This is a genomic window from Billgrantia desiderata (assembly GCF_900108215.1).
GTDB classification, from domain to species: Bacteria; Pseudomonadota; Gammaproteobacteria; order Pseudomonadales; family Halomonadaceae; genus Halomonas; species Halomonas desiderata.
This window is the reverse complement of sequence record NZ_FNVC01000031.1, coordinates 1-17,280: the sequence shown is the minus strand read 5'-3', so window position 1 is coordinate 17,280 and position 17,280 is coordinate 1. Positions and strand designations below refer to the sequence as shown.

Annotated in this window: 20 protein-coding genes; 8 read left to right on the top strand and 12 right to left on the bottom strand. The window is 62.0% G+C overall.

Annotation, left to right across the window (positions count from 1 at the left end; all coding sequences use genetic code 11):
* The first annotated feature begins 88 nt into the window (after positions 1–88).
* Together C4S71_RS22380 and C4S71_RS20215 are read left to right on the top strand one after the other, a co-directional pair.
* Entirely contained in the window at positions 89–274 is a 186-nt protein-coding gene (locus C4S71_RS22380; RefSeq protein WP_140162449.1) for a hypothetical protein, read from the top strand.
* Between the two features lie 122 nt (positions 275–396).
* Entirely contained in the window at positions 397–1,071 is a 675-nt protein-coding gene (locus C4S71_RS20215; protein WP_103970345.1) for a TVP38/TMEM64 family protein, read from the top strand.
* A gap of 9 nt (positions 1,072–1,080) precedes the next feature.
* Here C4S71_RS20215 and C4S71_RS20210 read toward each other — a convergent pair whose 3' ends face one another.
* Together C4S71_RS20210 and C4S71_RS20205 are read right to left on the bottom strand one after the other, a co-directional pair.
* Positions 1,081–1,869 carry a universal stress protein gene (locus C4S71_RS20210; RefSeq protein WP_103970344.1) on the bottom strand — a complete coding sequence of 263 codons (789 nt, stop codon included), beginning with the start codon at positions 1,867–1,869 and terminating at the stop codon, positions 1,081–1,083.
* Positions 1,866–4,322, bottom strand: a complete 2,457-nt coding sequence (locus C4S71_RS20205) for a Lon protease family protein (RefSeq protein ID WP_103970343.1) — start codon at positions 4,320–4,322, stop codon at positions 1,866–1,868. The genes C4S71_RS20210 and C4S71_RS20205 overlap by 4 nt, the downstream gene beginning before the upstream one ends.
* 156 nt (positions 4,323–4,478) lie before the next feature.
* On the opposite strand from C4S71_RS20205, the gene C4S71_RS20200 reads away from it, so the two are divergent.
* A complete protein-coding gene (locus C4S71_RS20200; protein ID WP_103970342.1) occupies positions 4,479–5,084 on the top strand; it encodes a 2-hydroxychromene-2-carboxylate isomerase in 606 nt (201 codons plus the stop codon).
* Between the two features lie 75 nt (positions 5,085–5,159).
* Here C4S71_RS20200 and C4S71_RS20195 read toward each other — a convergent pair whose 3' ends face one another.
* From C4S71_RS20195 to pilB, 8 genes are all read right to left on the bottom strand, one after another.
* Positions 5,160–6,029 carry a DNA replication terminus site-binding protein gene (locus C4S71_RS20195; protein WP_200825336.1) on the bottom strand — a complete coding sequence of 290 codons (870 nt, stop codon included), beginning with the start codon at positions 6,027–6,029 and terminating at the stop codon, positions 5,160–5,162.
* Positions 6,026–6,253 (bottom strand): DNA gyrase inhibitor YacG, encoded by a 228-nt coding sequence (yacG, locus tag C4S71_RS20190; RefSeq protein WP_103970360.1) that lies wholly within the window; start codon positions 6,251–6,253, stop codon positions 6,026–6,028. Before yacG ends, C4S71_RS20195 begins: the two co-directional genes overlap by 4 nt.
* Before the next feature lie 73 nt (positions 6,254–6,326).
* Positions 6,327–6,611 carry a type II toxin-antitoxin system RelE family toxin gene (locus tag C4S71_RS20185; RefSeq protein ID WP_103970340.1) on the bottom strand — a complete coding sequence of 95 codons (285 nt, stop codon included), beginning with the start codon at positions 6,609–6,611 and terminating at the stop codon, positions 6,327–6,329.
* A complete protein-coding gene (locus C4S71_RS20180) occupies positions 6,601–6,849 on the bottom strand; it encodes a type II toxin-antitoxin system Phd/YefM family antitoxin (RefSeq protein WP_086508920.1) in 249 nt (82 codons plus the stop codon). Before C4S71_RS20180 ends, C4S71_RS20185 begins: the two co-directional genes overlap by 11 nt.
* Before the next feature lie 54 nt (positions 6,850–6,903).
* A complete protein-coding gene (gene coaE / locus C4S71_RS20175) occupies positions 6,904–7,506 on the bottom strand; it encodes a dephospho-CoA kinase (RefSeq protein ID WP_103970339.1) in 603 nt (200 codons plus the stop codon).
* 59 nt (positions 7,507–7,565) lie between these two features.
* Positions 7,566–8,405 carry a prepilin peptidase gene (locus tag C4S71_RS20170; protein WP_235014695.1) on the bottom strand — a complete coding sequence of 280 codons (840 nt, stop codon included), beginning with the start codon at positions 8,403–8,405 and terminating at the stop codon, positions 7,566–7,568.
* Positions 8,402–9,634: a type II secretion system F family protein gene (locus tag C4S71_RS20165; RefSeq protein WP_103970338.1), complete on the bottom strand. Its 1,233-nt coding sequence runs from the start codon at positions 9,632–9,634 to the stop codon at positions 8,402–8,404. Before C4S71_RS20165 ends, C4S71_RS20170 begins: the two co-directional genes overlap by 4 nt.
* Positions 9,635–9,737: 103 nt before the next feature.
* Positions 9,738–11,531 (bottom strand): type IV-A pilus assembly ATPase PilB, encoded by a 1,794-nt coding sequence (gene pilB / locus C4S71_RS20160; RefSeq protein WP_103970337.1) that lies wholly within the window; start codon positions 11,529–11,531, stop codon positions 9,738–9,740.
* Between the two features lie 410 nt (positions 11,532–11,941).
* On the opposite strand from pilB, the gene C4S71_RS22970 reads away from it, so the two are divergent.
* The 4 genes from C4S71_RS22970 to C4S71_RS20140 all read left to right on the top strand — a co-directional run bounded on the left by C4S71_RS22970 (position 11,942) and on the right by C4S71_RS20140 (position 15,202).
* Positions 11,942–12,319, top strand: coding sequence for a prepilin-type N-terminal cleavage/methylation domain-containing protein (locus C4S71_RS22970; RefSeq protein ID WP_304481843.1), 378 nt, complete (start codon positions 11,942–11,944; stop codon positions 12,317–12,319).
* Between the two features lie 581 nt (positions 12,320–12,900).
* Entirely contained in the window at positions 12,901–13,926 is a 1,026-nt protein-coding gene (locus tag C4S71_RS20150) for a CNNM domain-containing protein (RefSeq protein ID WP_103970335.1), read from the top strand.
* 120 nt (positions 13,927–14,046) lie between these two features.
* Positions 14,047–14,544 (top strand): YqhA family protein, encoded by a 498-nt coding sequence (locus C4S71_RS20145; RefSeq protein ID WP_234246691.1) that lies wholly within the window; start codon positions 14,047–14,049, stop codon positions 14,542–14,544.
* A gap of 112 nt (positions 14,545–14,656) precedes the next feature.
* On the top strand, positions 14,657–15,202 hold the full coding sequence (locus tag C4S71_RS20140) for an anti-virulence regulator CigR family protein (protein ID WP_103970333.1): 546 nt from the start codon (positions 14,657–14,659) through the stop codon (positions 15,200–15,202).
* Positions 15,203–15,273: 71 nt separating this feature from the next.
* Here the strand turns inward: C4S71_RS20140 and C4S71_RS20135 are convergent, their stop codons facing one another.
* Positions 15,274–16,011: a Crp/Fnr family transcriptional regulator gene (locus tag C4S71_RS20135; RefSeq protein ID WP_103970332.1), complete on the bottom strand. Its 738-nt coding sequence runs from the start codon at positions 16,009–16,011 to the stop codon at positions 15,274–15,276.
* A gap of 269 nt (positions 16,012–16,280) precedes the next feature.
* Here C4S71_RS20135 and C4S71_RS20130 point away from each other — a divergent pair, with 269 nt between their 5' ends.
* Positions 16,281–16,661 carry a histone-like nucleoid-structuring protein, MvaT/MvaU family gene (locus C4S71_RS20130; RefSeq protein ID WP_103970331.1) on the top strand — a complete coding sequence of 127 codons (381 nt, stop codon included), beginning with the start codon at positions 16,281–16,283 and terminating at the stop codon, positions 16,659–16,661.
* A gap of 102 nt (positions 16,662–16,763) precedes the next feature.
* Here the strand turns inward: C4S71_RS20130 and C4S71_RS22535 are convergent.
* On the bottom strand, positions 16,764–17,280 hold a 517-nt coding region (locus C4S71_RS22535), incomplete at its 5' end, for a hypothetical protein (protein WP_160113419.1).

Sequence of the window (17,280 nt, the reverse complement as noted above, 5' to 3'; positions counted from 1 at the left end):
AAAAGTTAGGCAGCTATCTTTTTCTTTTCCCGGAGTAGGGCTACACTCGTCTTGACGAGGCCCCGTCGGCCTCAGCGAGGAAACCAGCGTGAGCGTTATCAAGGGGTTTATGTGGTGCCTGGCGGTGCTGTTCGCCCAACTCGGGCTGCTGCGCTATATCGACCTGCGGGTTGCCACCATGCAGCGGCTGCAAGAGCCACCGCTGGAGCCTGCCGAGGGCTCGGTAGCGCCTCAGTTGGAGACACAAGAGAAGCAGGGCGAGCTCGACGCCTAGGCCACCACATGGCTCGAATTTTCACCCAGGCTCGGAATGGCTGGGGCGCCGGCAAGGCACGCGGAAGTGACCTCTAGAAGCGGGCATGGCACCATTGGCGCAAATCGAAGGGAAGCTAGCCGATGCCGAACGACTCGTCACTTCGCCGCCGCTGGCGCTGGGTTGCCGTGGGGGCCAGTGCCACCATGGCTGCCTATGTCTGGTTCTGGCACTCTCCTGACCTCACCGCCATAAGGCACTGGGTCGAACAGACTTCACATCATCCTCTCGTCGTCATCGGCGTCATGCTCACCATGGCCGTGACGCTGGCCGTGGGCCTGCCAGGCAGTATCGGCCTGTGGCTCATCGCACCTTTCTATCCACCCCACATCGCCACGCCGATGCTCATCCTCGGTAGCGTCAGCGGTGCGCTGGGGGCCTACTACCTGGCGGCTCGGGTCGGCGAGCGTTGGAACCCGAAAGGCTTGACCCGCAAGATCATGGAAATGCTCACCAAGCGCGGCGACCTGTTGACCCAGTGCGCGCTGCGGGTGCTGCCCGGCTTTCCTCACTCAGTGATCAACTATGCCGCGGGGCTCTGTCGCCTGCCGCTCTCTACCTTCGTCATGGCCGCCGCACTGGGGCTGGGCATCAAGTGGGCGGTCTACGCCAGCGCCATTCACAGCGGCCTGCAGGCCGTCTCCCGGGGCGACGACTTCATTACCCTGGATCTCATCCTGCCGCTCATTGCCCTGGCGCTGCTGCTGCTCGTCGGCGCCTGGATGAGGAGGCGAGTAGAGGAGAACAAGGAGCTCTAGGCTGCACCGCTAGGGAACCACCAGAATAGGCAGCGGCACCCTTGCAATCAGCTCCGAATCCTCGTTCAGCAGGCTCTCCAGCTCGCTGCGGTGGAGCAGCAGGCCGCCGGCATTGGCATGTGCCAAGGCTCGCTCCAGCTCGTAGGCATGGCTGACGGGCAGCGGGGCACCGTCCTCGAACAGTGCCGCCAGCCACTCCGCCATGGCCGGCGGCGCTTCGCTTTCCCCGGCTACGGGCCTCAGCCAGCGCAGCGGTCCGCGCTTGAAGGGGTGGCGCTCGTCCCACAGCAGTACCGTGCAGGGAGCTTCCATAATCAAGCGGCGGCTGGTGGAGCCCAGCCGGGTGCCCCAGCGTTCCGTCGTACCGGCCTTGCCCAGCACCAGCACGTCTTCGGGGGCGGCCATGGTCAGCGCGGCCGATACCACCTGCCCGCGGGCGACCTCCAGGCGATGACGCAGGCTGCGTCCGGCCACGGCGCCGGCGAGCGCCTGGTGCACCCGCTGCAACTGGCGGGCAATGCTGGTTTCCAGCGAATCGGGAGTGAGCGGGCGCGACAGGCCCGATTGCGCGCCGATCTCGCACGAGAAGGGGAAGGCGGCGCAGCGCAGCAGGTCCATGTCCTCCACGTAGAGCGCGACCAGTTCGGCGTGGCGCAGGCTGGCCAGGTTCACCGCAGCAGTAAGCGCCGCCAGGCTGTGGCGGGAAGCATCGAGCAGGGCGAGAACCCGGGCCGCTTCCAGAGCCGTGCCGTTTTCGCTTACCTGCCCGCCGTGGGTAGGCGCATCCTCAGTGCTCATCGCCGGGGCTCCTCGCTCTCTGGATCGCCTTCCTTGTCTCCGTTCCCACCCTCGGGCTTGCCGCCGTTCTTGTCCTGGGCATCGTCGGGGTCAGCGGCGGCACGCTTCTTCGCTGCCCGATGGAAGGCCTCGAGCCGTTCGACCACCTTGCCGTTCAGGCTCTCTGCAGGATAGTGGCCTTCATCGTCACGCTCGCCAGGGGACATGCCGGTGAGCAGTTCAAGCGCCTCGTCCAGCGTCTCGATGGCGTAGATATGGAAGTCGCCGGCAGCAACGGCGTCGCGCACCGTCTGCTTGAGCATCAATTGCTCCACGTTGGTGGCGGGCAGCAGTACGCCATGGCCCTTGACGCCGCCGCGTGCCTGGCAGATATCGAAAAATCCCTCGATCTTCTCGTTGACCCCGCCCACCGCCTGTACCCGCCCGTGCTGGTCGATGGAGCCGGTGACGGCAAAGCGCTGTTCGATACCCACCCGGGCGATGGCCGAGATCAACACGCACGCCTCGGCCACCGAGGCGCTGTCGCCCTCGATGCCGCCATAGGACTGCTCGAAGGCCAGGCTGGCCGATAGCGACAGCGGCGCATCCGGCGCATAGCGGCTGGCCAGGCAGCGCGACAGAATCATCACCGCCTTGGAGTGAATGCGCCCGCCGAGCCGCGCCTCACGCTCGATGTCCACCACATGGCCGGGCCCGGGCCGCGCCGTGGCCGTGATCCGCGTGGGCTGGCCGAAGGCGTAGTCGCCCAGGCTCATCACCGAAAGCCCGTTGACCTGACCGATCACCGAGCCATCGAGCTGGATCGCCACGGTGCCGCGGGCAATCGCCTCGTGGCTGCGCTCGTGAATGCGGCTGGCCCGCCACAGCTGCTGCTCCACCGCCTTCTCGACATGGGCACGGGCGATCACCTGGGCGTCGTCACGCTCGGCCCAGTGGTCGGCCTCTTCCAGCAGGTCGCTCAGGGCACGATGGCGCGCGGTCAGCTTGGTCTGGTCGTCGGCCAGGCGGCTGGCGCGCTCGATCACCGCTGCCACGCCGCTGCGATCCAGCGGACGCAGGGCCGACTCCCGTGCCAGCGTGGCCACCATGCGGGCATAGAGCGGCTGGTTGCCAGGGTTGCGATCCAGCTCGTCTTCCAGGTCCGCCTGTACCTTGAACAGCTCCAGGAAGTCGGGATCGTTCTCGCACAGCAGGTAATAGAACAGGCGCTCGCCGAGCAGCACCACCTTGAGATCCAGCGGCACCGGCTCAGGCTCGAGCGTGGTGGTGCTGATCAGCCCATAGGCCTGCTCCAGCGACTCGGTACGAATCTCGCCGGCGCGCAGCACGCGCTTCAGGGTTTCCCAGGCGCCGGCGTGCATCAGCAACGCACGCACGTCGAGCACCAGATAGCCGCCGTTCGCCCGGTGCAGGCCGCCGGCACGAATCAGCGAGTAATCCGTGACCAGCGTGCCGTTGTGCACGTGATGCTCGATGCGCCCCACCAGGTGCTGATGCGTAGGCAGATCGAGATACACCACGGGCGCGCCATCGCAGTGGGTGTTGTCGACGATCAGGTTGATGTGGAAGCGGCTGAAGATCGCCTCCGGCGGTATCTCCGGCTCCTCGGCCACGAACGCATCCACGTGCAGCACCATCGCATCGCGCAACGCCGTCAGGTGGTTCAGGATGCCGTCGTGGTCGGCATAGCGCTCTTCAAGTTCGGCCAGCGGGGCGTCGATGGCGGTTTGCAGCATCTCCTGGTTCAGCGCCGTGATCTGCTCGCGCAGCTGCTTGGCCAGGCGCGGCATCTGGCGGATGGCCTGGGAAAGCTTCTTCTGCAGCACCTGAACCGTGCCTTCGATACGCTCGCGCTCGTCGCGCGGAAGCCGCTCGAACTCCTCCGGCGACATCATCTTGTCCTTGGTGGCCGCCGGGGCAAAGGTGAAGCCGTTGGGGGTGGAGAGCAGCAGGATGTCGTGCTCGCGCGCCTCGCGGCGCACGCCCTCTACGGCGTCCCGCTGGCGCTCGCCCATGGCCTGCTTCAGCTCGTGCAGGCGGTTCTGGTACTCGTCGCCCTCGAACACCGCGGGAATGGCGGTGCGCAGCTCCTCTACCAGTTGCTCGATGTCGGCGCGCAGTACGCGGCCCATGCCGGTCGGCAACAGCAGATGCAGCGGCTGGGAAGGCTCCTCGAAATTGTAGCGGTAGGCGATATCCGGCGGGGTAGGCTCGTCGTGAGAGCGCTCGGCGAGAAAACGCCCCACCAACTGGTGCTTGCCGTGGCCCGGGTGGCCCAGCACATACAGATTGAACCCTTCGCTGCGCATGGAGGTGCCGAAGTCCAGCGCGTCGCGGGCGCGGTCGTGGCCGCTCAGCATGTCCAGCGACTCCAGCTCGCTGGTCACCTCGAAATCGAAGGCATCCTCGGGGCAGGCGCGATAGATCTGCGTGACGTTCAGAGGGTGGGGCACCGGATTTTCTCCTTTCCTAATACACTTCAGTATGGAGGAGCTGAACGGAAAGTGCATGACCCGGGTCAAGTACTGACGGAGCAGGGGTGGCAAGCGAAAGGAGCTTGCACTCAGGCGCCAGTCAGCCGAGGCTGTAACGAAACACGAGGAACCGCCATGACGTTCACCTTCTGGTTCGAATTTGCCAGCACCTACTCCTATCCGGCTGCGATGAAGCTCGAGCATCTGGCGGCTGAGCGCGACATCGAGGTGCACTGGCAGCCGTTCCTGCTGGGGCCGATCTTCCAGGCCCAAGGCTGGAACGATACACCCTTCAAGCTGTTTCCGGCCAAGGGGCGCTACATGTGGCGCGACATCGAACGCCTGTGCGAGCGCGACGGCATCCGCTTCCACCGGCCCTCGCAGTTTCCGCGCAGTGGCCTGCTAGCGGCACGCATCGTCAACTGGCACGCCCAGGAGCCCTGGGTACCGGCTTTCGTGCGCAGCGTGTACCGTGCCAACTTCGAGCACGATCAGGACATCGCCGATCCCGCAGTCATCGCCAACTGCCTGGCCGAGGTCAATCTCGATGCCGAGGTGCTGCTGAAGCAGAGCCAGCGGCCCGAGGTCAAGGAAGCGCTGCGCAAGGCCACCGAACGGGCCCAGGCGCTGGGCATCTTCGGTGCGCCGTTCTTCATGGCCGGCGACGAGCCCTTCTGGGGCTACGACCGCATGGAGCAGGCGCTCGACTGGTACGAAGCGCGTATGGATGAGGAGGACTGAGCAGCCGCTGGTATTTCAGGTCGGGCCTAGGCTTGTACGAAAAGTCGGCGAGCGCAGACAGTTTTCGAACAGAGCCTAGCGGTAGCGATAGATCCTGAGAGAAGGAAGGTAGGGCGTATCTTCCAGCTTCTCGTCGCTACGCCGTGCCCGGGTACGGCTTTGGGGCGGCGCGGCCGGCGGCAGGTTGTGGTCGGGCAGCCGGCCGCGGGGGGCAGGCAGGAACAGCGGCAGCGCCACGTTCATGGCGCGGCGGGTGCGGCCGTCTTCCAACGGCTCGCAGTAGAACAGGTTGGCGCGCATCAGCGGTGCCTGGCTCTGCACCTGCGCCAACGGCTCGGCCGAGGGCAGGGCGGCCAGTTTGCGTAGCTGAATGCGAACGTGGGGGGCATCGGTATCCAGTGCCAGCAGTTTCTTCTCCACCTCGCGCACCGTCAGCCGCTTGATCGAGCGACCGCTCGAGTACCACGCCAGGCGCACCCGGGCCACCGGCGCTTCGGCGATGGGTATTGCCCGCCAGCACTGCTTCAAGTGCAGCCGGGCCAGGCCGCTGCCGCGCAGGTGGTCGTGCAGCTCGGGGTGGCGGAACGGCAGCACCGCCTTGGCCTCGGCCAGCAGCGGCGGGTGATGGTCGCGAATATGCGCAAGCCGGGCGGCAAAATCGGCCTTGGCGGCGTTGACCTCGGTCGCTGCGGCCATCAGGGCATCGTCGGCGGCCACCAGCCCCACATGGCTGCGTGTGGCGCGGCCGTCCTGACCATCGGCGTACCAGAAATCGAGCAGGGCGCGGCGTAGCCACTCGGTGCTGGCCTCGGCCTGAAAGGCCCAGGCCTCGGCAGGTGAGGCGGCATAGAGGTCGAGCAGCGCCTCGCTGCGCTCGATCAGCCTGTCGAAGGCGAGCTCCAGCTCGGCCAGCAGCCGATAGGTCGGCGCCGGGGCGAGCGTCACCGCTCGTCGCCTCGCTCGGCGCGGGCCAGCCACTCGTCGATATTGCTCTCGTCGAGCGCCGGCTCGCCGGCAATACGGTGCGACTCATCGGCCCAGGCACCCAGGTCGATCAGCTTGCAGCGCTCGCTGCAGAAGGGGCGGTAGGGGTTGCTCTCGCTCCATGCCACCTTCTTTCGGCATTGCGGGCAGGCGACGGTCAAGGGGCGTTGGTTGTGTTGGCTCATGAATCCAAAACGGTTGCTGGCTTTGCGCATAGTCTAGCCATCGGTGAGAGGTAAAGGCCAGCAGGCTTGTTGATCAGTGGCGTCGCTTGGCCTTGAGATAAACGTCGTTGCGCTCTCGTTTACCCACTGCAATGACAAGAACGACGAGCTCATTGCCTCGCACCTCATAGACAAGGCGAAAGCCTGCGCTACGGAGCTTGATCTTGTAGCGATTCTTACTACCGGAGAGTTGAGCAGCCGGTCGGATAGGATCATCGACAATGGCCGCCAGCTTCTTCTTGAACTGAGAGCGCACGCTGTCATCGAGTTTGCGCCACTCCTTCAGAGCCTCTTCCCGAAAGCGAAGCTCAAAGCTCATCCAGGGTTACCGTGATCTCAGCCTGAGAGCTTCGTTCATCGGCGATCCGGTTCAACTCGGCATCTTCCAGCTTCTCCAGCAATTCTTCATAAGCGGCCGCCGGGATGCAGTAGAAGGCGGGCTCGTTCCGGTTCAGAACGGCGACAGGAAAGCCCTCACCTGCGGCAACGGTAGCCATCGGGTTCTTTTTCAGCTCGGAGATACTGGCTGTGGTGTTGGCAAGGATTGTGTGTGGCATGGTAGCCTCCTGATTGCCCCTCAAGACCATTTTATAGGTCTTTTAACAGGGCTTTCAAGAGGTCGTTAGCTGCCGATAGCGTCGGTCCAGTTCGGCCACCTGGGCGGCAAGGTCTGCTTCGCTACCGGTATTGTCGATCACATCGTCGGCGCGGGCCAGGCGTTCGCTGCGCGGCATCTGGGCCGCCACGATGGCGCGGGCCTGGGCATCGTCGACATCGTCGCGGGCGGCGGTGCGGGCTATCTGCAGGCTTTCCGGCACGTCGATCACCAGGCAGCGGTCGGCCAGCTCGCTCTGGCCCGATTCGAACAGCAGCGGCGAGACCAGCAGCACGTAGGGCGCGCCCTCGGCCTGCAGCCGCTCCAGGTGCGCGACGATACGTTGCCGAATGCGCGGGTGGGTCACCGACTCCAGCCAGCGGCGCTCGCCCTCGTCGGCAAACACGATCTCGCGCAGGGCACGGCGGTTCAAGCTCCCGTCGGCCTGTAGCACCCGCTCACCGTAGCGCTCGGCAATCTCGGCCAACGCCGGCTCGCCGGGCTCCACCACCTCGCGGGCCACGTCGTCGGCATCCACCCACGGCACGCCCAGCGCCGCGAAGGCCCGTGCCACCGTGCTCTTGCCGGAAGCGATACCGCCCGTTACGCCAACGATCATGAAGGCTCACCAGTCACAAACTGCTTCCTTGTCTTGGTAAAGGGGGGAAAACAACCATACTACAGCAGGAACAGGCGCCCATAGCTGGCCATCAGCGGCTCGCCAACCAGCAGCGCGATCATGCCGGCGCTGGCCAGATAGGGGCCGAAGGGCATGGGGGCGCCGCGCAGGCGGGGCAGAGCGAGCTGCAGCGCAAGGCCGACGATGGCGCCCACGCCGGCGGAAAGGATCAATATCATGGGCAGGTATTGCCAGCCCAGCCAGGCGCCCAGGGCCGCCAGCAACTTGAAGTCGCCGTAGCCCATGCCCTCCTTGCCGGTTACCAGCTTGAACAGCCAGTACACGCTCCACAGGGCAAGATACCCCGCCATGGCGCCTATCACCGCGCTGGGCAGCATCAGCGGCTGAAACAGCAGCTGATAGAGCAGGCCGGCCCACAGCAGCGGCAAGGTCATGGCATCCGGCAGCAACTGGGTGCGCAGGTCGATCACCGCCAGGGCCAGCAGTGCCAGGCAGGCGCCGTACACGAACAGGCCCTGCCAGCTGGCGCCGTACAGTGCCACCACCGCCAGCGCCAGGCCGGCGCCGGCCAGCTCCACCAGTGGATACTGCGGGCTGATACGCGCCTCGCAGGCGGCACAGCGGCCGCGCCGCTTGATCCAGCCGAGTACCGGCAGGTTGTCATGCCAGGCGATAGGTGTCTCGCACTGAGGGCAGATCGAGCGCGGCACCAGCAAATTGAAGCGGGGCGACTGCTCTTCGGGCAGCTCCAGTGCCTCGCGAGCCTCGGCCCGCCAGCCCAGCATCAGCATGACCGGCAAGCGCACGATCACAACGTTGAGAAAGCTGCCCAGACACAGGCCCAGAAGGGCTGCCAGCAGCCATACCGCTCCACTCACAGCACCGTTCCCAACTCGAAGATCGGCAGGTACATCGAGACCACCAGGCCACCCACCAGAATACCCAGCACCACGATGATCAGCGGTTCCAGCAGCGAGGTGAGAGCGTCGACCTTGTTGTCGACCTCTTCCTCATAATAGTCGGCCACCCGGTTGAGCATGGCGTCCAGCGCGCCGGACTCCTCGCCAATGCCTACCATCTGTACCGCCAGCGCTGGAAAGCGCTCGGTCAGGCGCATGGCGAAGTGCAACTGCTGGCCGATGGAAACGTCCTCCCGGATCTGCTTGGTCGCGCGCTCGTAAACCAGGTTGCCGGTGGCCCCGGCGGCGATGTCCAGCGCCTCCACCATGGGCACGCCGGCGCCGTAGGTGGTGGCCAGCGTGCGCGAATAGCGCGCCACGGCGGACTTGTCGAAAATGTCGCCCAGTACCGGCAGCTTGAGCAGAAACGCATGCACGCGGTAGGCAAAGGCGGACGAGCGCTTGATGCCCTGACGCATCAGGTAAACGAAGGCGATCCCCCCACCCAGCCCCCACAGCCAGTACTGCTGGGCGAACTCGGAAAGGGCGATGGTCATGCGGGTCATCGCCGGCAGCTCGGCGCCGAAACCGTGGAACAGGCTCTCGAACTGCGGCACCACCTTGATCAGCAGCAGCGCAGTCACGGCGATACCCACCAGGATCACCGCGATGGGGTACCACAGCGCCTTCTTCACCCGGCCCTTCAGCGACTCCACCTTCTCCTTGTAGGTGGCGATCCTGTCGAGCATGCGGTCCAGCGAGCCGGAGCTCTCGCCGGCCTCCACCAGGTTGCAGAACAGGCTGTCGAAACACTCAGGATGATTGCGCAGCGCCTGGGAAAAACTCGAGCCGGCCGCCACCTCGTTCATCATCTGCTGCACCACGGCGCTCATGGCCGGCTTGCGAATGCTCTCGGCCACCACCTGAAAGGCCTGCAGCACCGGCACGCCGGCGCGAATCATGGTGGCCATCTGGCGGGCGAACAGCATCACGTCACGGGGTTTTACGGTACCCATGCCGCCGCCCAGCCCGCCCTTGCGGCGCACCCGTTTGACGATGATGTTCTGGCTCGCCAGCTCGCGCTCCACTTCGAACTTCTCGGCGGCCACCACCTCGCCGCTCACCAACCTGCCGCCGGGCCCCTTGCCCGTCCAGCGCCAGCGGTACAGTTTCAGCTTCCGTGGCGCTTTTGCCGTTCTGGTTGACATAGGCTCCCTGCTACTTGAATGCGTCATTCATTATCATCGGCGCGAGTGCGCATGTCTTGAGAGTGATAAATGTAACCGAGAGAAATAAAGCGCAAGTTTTTCGTCAGTCTTTGGTAACGCGGTTGACCTCGGTCAAGCTGGTAATGCCCTGCATCACTTTCAATAACCCGCTGCGCCGCAGATCCGGATGACCCTCCTGCCGTGCCAGCCGATCGAAGTCCATTGAGTTGCCGTTGCGCATGATCAACTGACTCATCTCATTGTCGACCGGTACCACTTCGTAGATGCCCACGCGCCCCTTGTAGCCATGGGTACAATGCTTGCAGCCTACCGCTTCGTACACGGTGGCGCTATCTACTTCCTGCTCGGTAAAACCCTCCTGCAATAGTGTTTCGCGAGGTATCTCCGCCAACTGCTTGCAGTGCTTGCACAGCCTTCGTGCCAGACGCTGAGCGATGATCAGGCTCACCGAACTGGCGATGTTGAACGGCGGCACGCCCATGTTGGCCAGGCGGGTCAGGGTTTCCGCCGCGGAATTGGTATGCACCGTGGAAAGCACCAAGTGGCCCGTTTGCGCCGCCTTCACCGCAATCTCGGCGGTTTCCAGATCGCGAATCTCGCCCACCATCACCACGTCCGGGTCCTGGCGCAAAAAGGCGCGCAGCGCGCTGGCGAAATCCAGCCCGATCTTGGGCAGCACGTTTACCTGATTCACCCCCGGCACCTTGATCTCCACCGGATCCTCGGCGGTACAGATATTGCGCTGCACCTCGTTGAGCAGGTTCAGCCCGGTGTAGAGCGTTACCGTCTTGCCGCTGCCGGTAGGGCCGGTGACCAGAATCATGCCCTGGGGATGGTCCAGCACGCCTTCGTAGAGCGCGCGCTGCTCCGGGGTGAAGCCCAGCGCATCGATGCCGATCTGGGCCGAAGCAGGGTCGAGAATACGCAGTACGATCTTCTCGCCGTACACCGTGGGCAGCGAGTTCACGCGAAAATCGATCGAGCGGGTCTTGGAGACCTTGAGTTTGATGGCGCCGTCCTGCGGCAGGCGGCGCTCGGAAATGTCCAGGCGTGCCATCACCTTCAAGCGAGCGGCAATGCGCGTACGCATGGCAAACGGTGGGCGTGCGGCCTCCATCAGCATGCCATCTACCCGCATGCGCACCCGGTAGCTGGTCTCGTAGGGCTCGAAGTGAATGTCCGAAGCGTTGCGCCGAATGGCGTCGAGCAGCACCTTGTTCACGAACTTGACGATGGGGGCATCGTCGGCCCCGCTGGAGGCGGCATCAGTGGCACGGTCCTCGCTGATATCCACGCCATCCTCGAACTCCAGCTCGCTGACGGCATCGTCCACCCCATCGAGCGCGGCCAGCATGTGGCTATCGTGATGGGTCAGGTACGCCTCCAGCACCGGCATGAGCTGATCCACCGGGCACAGCACCGCATCGATGCTCAGGCCGGTAGCGAACTGCAGCTCATCGAGTTTCGCCAGGGTAGAGGGGTAGGGCACCGCCACCGTCAACCGATGGCCGCGGCGGGCAAGCGGCACCACACACAGCTTGCGCAGCAGCTTTTCGGGGTACTCACTGGCGGCGGGCAGGCTGGCCAGGCGCAGCGCATCCAGGTCGATCACCGGCAGGCCGTACTCCCAGGCCGCACACAGCGTAGCCTCGCGCGCGGTGGCCAGGCTCGACTCGATCACATGCTGTAACAGGCTGATTTCCGCCTCGCGCGCCTCGTACTCCGCCCGCTCCGCCGCTGGACGGGAAAGCAGCCCGTATTCCACCAGGCGCCGAGCGAAGCCACGTAACCCCTCGAGGTTGGCATCGGGTGCAGAAGGCGCCGAGGTGCCGCTGGGCGCATGGCTGGCGTTGGGGACGGATCGAAAGTCGTTCATGGCGCCTCAGGGGTTGCCGCACGGGCGTGAGCATAACGTGTTACAGGCATTCTAGCCCTTCGATATGCATCATCCCACCGTGATGGCGTTTGTGGTTCCAACTGGCATTAACGGTATCATCGATTATGATGAAAATATGGCAGTACCCACGTAGGTAGCGCTTGTGGGCAAAGGGTGTGTAAATTAATGTGAGTGAAAACGGGGCGTAAGACCCCTGCGATGAGCGAGCTCAGGCATTTGCTGCGCTAGGCTCGAGCGAAGGTGGAAAGGGGTAGGTAGGAAAAAGCAAGAGCAAGGTCGCGGGCGATGCCTGCGATCGAAGGGCGGCTAACAGGCCGCAGGTGAACTGCCCACACGGCCGGCAAGACGGCCGTACGGGTACCAGAGAGCAGGGGACGACGGCGATGAGCATGAAAGAACTGATGCGACAGAGAACAACGGCCAAGCGAGGCCAGGGCGGTTTCACCCTGATCGAACTGCTGATCGTGGTGGCCATCATCGGGATTTTGGCGGCGATAGCGATACCGCAGTATAACAATTATCTTGATAGATCTGCCATTGCAGCTTGTCAGGCTGAAGCAAGGGCGTATGGAAATTCACTTGCAGGAGCGCTTATTCTCGAGGCAACTAATCTCCCAGAGGTGCCATCTGGTGGAGCATGTGATTGGGGGGAATTTGATGAAGGCACCGCTGAGCTTGGTGATTCAGTCACTGTCAATCCTGCGCGAGAGAGCGTTGAAGATGTAGATATCACTTTCAATATAGGCGGAGCTCAGCTCGACGATTAATATAGAGCTCCAATCGGTTTATTCGTAAGTACAATTTTGGTGATCTGGTTTTGTTGGGTTGCTAATTGTTGTTCTGTGTAGCGGTTTTGGCCGAGTCCTTCTTAGGGCTCGGTTTTTTATGTGCGCGTCAAGGCTGAATGGCTATTCTGAGATTGTACCTCTCAGAGTAATTTGAGTGGACTCTGACTTCATAACGGTTAGAGGAAAGAACCACATCGCATGATACAACAGGTTAAATCCACACTCCCACCCTATCTCCCACCTAGGCTGAGGAAACACATCGGTAAGGAGCGGCCCAGGCGTATTCCAAACGAGTGGTGCTCCACGGTGCGGCGGCGTTGCTACGGCCGCTGCCGTCTTCGCCCATGGCAGGCTTGCCTAGTAGGCTGGGTCATTGGTTCTTCTTGTCAGGCACAGAGGCCTTGGTCCGGTGTAATGCTGAGACTGTCTAATACCAAAGCGTGACCTCATCTAAAAGCGTCGGGCGATTGCTCATGCCTGGCTTGGCCCAAGGGAAGGGGCCATTGACAGTGGTGTTGAATTTTCGTATAGAGTGGTAACGGTCCTTTCAGCGAGCCCTCATGATTCTCCTTGCAGCGATTATCGTTGCGTCACTTGCCGTTTCGTTCTTGTGTTCTGTGCTTGAAGCGGCGCTACTCTCGCTCACGCCGAGCTACATTGCCCAGCTCAAGGTGGATCGCCCTGGCGCTCATGCAGCGTTGGCTACACTCAAAGCCAATATTGACCGGCCTCTGGCCGCCATTCTTACTCTCAACACCATCGCCCATACGGTTGGCGCCACCGGCGTAGGGGCTCAGGTCGCGGTGATTTTCGGAGAGCCGTACATAGCAGCGGCCTCCGTGGTGATGACGCTGTTGATTCTGGTGCTCTCGGAGATCATTCCCAAGACCCTCGGCGCCACCTACTGGCGCCAGTTGGCCCCGTTTCTCCCTTCGCTACTGCGAGCCATGATACTGCTCCTGGCACCGTTCATCTGGCTCTCGGAAATGATCACCCGGCGGTTGGGAAACTCCGTTCACGATGTCGACCTTCGCGCCGAGATCCAGGCGCTGTCTCGAATCGGCCTGGAGGAGCGGGTGCTCGACCCGGAGGAATCACGCACCATCATCAACATCCTCAGTCTGCATGAGATGATGGTGAAAGATGCCATGACGCCGCGGACGGTATGTGAAACGGTGCCACCGAACATGACGGTTGCTGAGTTCGATGCTCGTTATGGAAAGGCGCCTTACACACGCCTACCGGTAATGGATCAGGGCGAACAGGCATTCGGATATGTGCACCGCTCCGACATGTACCATGCTGAAGATTCAAAAACCATGAGCGAGCTCAAGCGGCCAGTAGTCAGCATTGCCGATACCACAAGCATCGAGCAGGTTTTTACCGATATGCTGCGAGATCATCACCACCTGCGAGTAGTGCACAACGAACACGGGACCTGGGTAGGGCTGATCACGCTGGAAGATATCATTGAAACCATCTTGGGGCAGGATATAGTAGATGAGACCGACAGCATTCATAATCTTCGCCAGTATGCAAAACAGCGGTGGCTGAAGCGTTTGAATCACCAGTCCTCGCCAGGCTGAGAAAGCGTTTCCATTGAATGAGACATTGACCTTATGCCGATAGATCCTGGCTCTCGAGAAGAGGGTCGTACGCCACCAACGACCGGTACGCCACCGAGTCCGCAGGGGCGCACCGAAAGAGTGCTGGAGCGCTTCCTGTGGAATTCACGCTTTCTGGTGATGATGGCGGTGCTGCCGAGCCTGCTCGGTGCGGTAGTGCTCTTCACCATCGGCACCATCGATATCATCAAGATATTGATCGATACCGTGGCGTATTACCTGCTCGGTAGCGTGGAAGACATTCACGATAACGTGGTGCCAAGCATCATCATGGCCATCGATATCTATTTGATAGCCATCGTGCTTTTGATATTCGGGCTAGGGGTCTACCGGCTTTTCGTCTCCCCCATTGAACAAGCCGAAGATCACGCCCCGCTCCATCCGTTCAACGTGCAATCTTTCGACCAACTCAAGGACAAGATAGCACGGGTGGTGATCCTGGCGGTGATCATAGAGTTCTTCCGCGCCGTAGTTGACATCCGCTTCCAGACTCCACTGGATGCGATCTATCTGGCGCTTTCAGTACTCGCTCTTGCCGCTGCGCTATATTTGATGAGCCTTGCGCAACGCAAGGAATAACCGGCGGTTCGGGAACGTACACTGGCTCCGGCGCCGCTTGCCATCACAGGTTCCACACTCCCTCCCCATTCCTCACCTAAGCTGAAGAAAACACAGCGGTAAGGAGCGGCTCATGCCTATTTCCAAACGTGTGGTACTCCACGGTGCGGCGGCATTGCTGCTGGCCGCCGGCGCCTTCGCCCATGCCCAGCCTGCCGATAACCGTGGGCAGGGCCAAGGCCAGCATCAAGGCCAAGGGCAGGGCCAGGCCAGGGGGCAGGCTCAGGAAGCGGTGCCGGGGCAGCAGGGGCAGGGCAGAGCCCAGCCCGGCGAGCGTGCCTCACGCGGCGGTGAGAACTGGCAAAGCGAGGCTCGCTCGGGGCGTCAGGCCAACTACGGCCCGCGTATCGACGAGCGCGAGATCCGTCGGCTGCTGCTCGAGCGGCGCGACTGGATCGAGATCGACCGCAGCCGGGAAAGCCTGCCGCCGGGCATTCGCATGAACCTGGAGCGGGGCAAGCCGCTGCCGCCGGGCATCGCCAAGCAGCTGGACGAACGCATCCTGCGCGATCTGCCACGCTACGACGGCTACGAATGGCGCCGCGTCGGCCCCGACGTCATCCTGGTGGATGCCGCCAACGCCATCATCTACGAGATACTGCGCGATATTTTTTATTGAACTTGTTGAGATCGCGCGCAGGGCTGAACTTCAACTCGCTCGATTGGGCGGGCAGCGTTTCAATGCGGCTTCTAAGCGGGAAGCGAGAGATTTTCCGCTCTGAAGTCGCCCAGGGCCGCCAGGCCATGCCAGTTTTTGATGTGGATCTGCCTGTGGTCGCAGCTTTCGATCAGCCCCTTGCGCTTGATCTTGTTCAGCGAGCGGCTTACGTGAACGCTGGAAAGGCCTACCACTTCCGAGATTTCCGTTTGGGTGAGGGGGAAGAAATAACGCCCCTGGTAGGTCATGCCGGCAGCGTGGGAGCGGGCGTAGCACTCGCATAGCAAATTGGCGATACGTCCTTCGGCATTGCGCGCGGAGATGTTGACGATCCAGTTCATGGCTACGCTGTGGCTGATATGGCCCGAAGCCTTGAACAGACGCAGAATGCGTGGCCGCTCGAATAGCCGCTCGGCGCTTTCTGAGTCGATGGTGGTAAAGCGCAACGGCGTGATCGCCTTGATGGAATAGTCGAGCCGGTTGTACAGACCCTGGCCGTTGTCGCTGATATCGCCGGGCAGCAGCAGCGAAGTAATCGGCTCTCTACCGTTGTGCAGCATCTTGTAGCGGCAGGCCCAGCCCTTCTCGATCAGATGCAGGCACTCCAGCACCTCACCTTCACGAGCCAGGTGGCTGCCCTTCTTCACTTCCCGTACGGGGCTCGTGTAGCTATCGAAAACTCGCTTGTCCTCGTCGCATAAATCCAAGCGTGACTTGAGGTTATGAAACAAATACATGCCATCCTTAGTATGCTTGACCAATGTCTCCATTCCCCCAGTGTAGCAAACGACCGAGCGGCAACAAGGCGTTAAATTAGGAGATGCCGATGGTAGGGGCGCTTGGAAATCATCATACAAAGCAGGCGGCGGCTTCTTCCTCGTGCCGCATCAGTTGCGGTTTTCCGAATTTCGTTTGACACATCTATTTGACGTTGCCGATAAAGTCGATGAAAATAAGATTGAGTGTTGTCATTTCGGCCGGGTTGTTGTATTTATAAGCCGCATCCCGCAAAACTCCCAAATGAATTACAGGATTGCCAATGTCCCTTCTTAGCGAATTCATGCAGAAAGAGCAGCAGCTCAAGCAGCTTCAGGCTGAAATGGAGCGGCTGCAAAACGACGAGCGCCTGAAGGCCGAGCTCGAGTTCAAGGACAAGCTCGAAGCGCTGATGCGCGAGTTCAACAAGAGCTCCACCGATGTCATCAACCTGCTGGAGCCGCAGGGTGGCAAATCGGCACCGGCCAAGTCGGCTGCTGCCGGTGGTGGCGCCCGTCGCAAGCGCAAGCTGAAAATCTACAAGAACCCCAATACGGGTGAAGTGGTGGAAACCCGCGGCGGTAACCACAAGACGCTGAAAGCCTGGAAAGACGAGCACGGTTCCGACACCGTGGAAGGCTGGCTGGTTCGCGTCGAATCTTGATTGCGTGCGAAGCCGGGCCATTGGCCCGGCTTCGTTCGATTTGCTAGTCCCTGCTCAAGGTTTAGTTGCTCGGATGAGCGGTTTTAGGACAAAGCGTAAGGCTCATCGATTCTTTTGAACCGGTAGCCGCATCACGATCTCTTCCTGCGTCCACTCCACCTGAAGCGCCTCTCCCGTAGCGTGATAGCGCTCTGCTGGCAACCCTTCGCAAATCAAGTACTGCACCACGTCGGGTATCTCTTCCAGCGACTTGACCGTGATAAAGGCATGCTGCTGGGCAGGTATCTTCAGCAAGCGGAACGACGGAGGGATGGGAATGCCCTGCGCTTCGCTCTGGCTGACCCGTGGGCCGACATCGATTCGATCCGTTGCGCTGGGCAGCGGTGTGTTGTGCATCAAGGCAATGATACGGCCACGCTTCAGGCGCTCGGATAGGCTTTCCGTGCCCTTGGCATGTTGCCGCCATGTCTTGAGCATGCTCAAAGCGGTATTGTGCGGTTGGCGATAGAGCCGGGTTACCAAGGCATGAGTTAAGCTCAAGTCTTGTGTATGGAGGGAAGTCGAGAGGGTGACGTATCCTGCTGATTGATCACGCCAGATCACAACCAGCATAGGATGG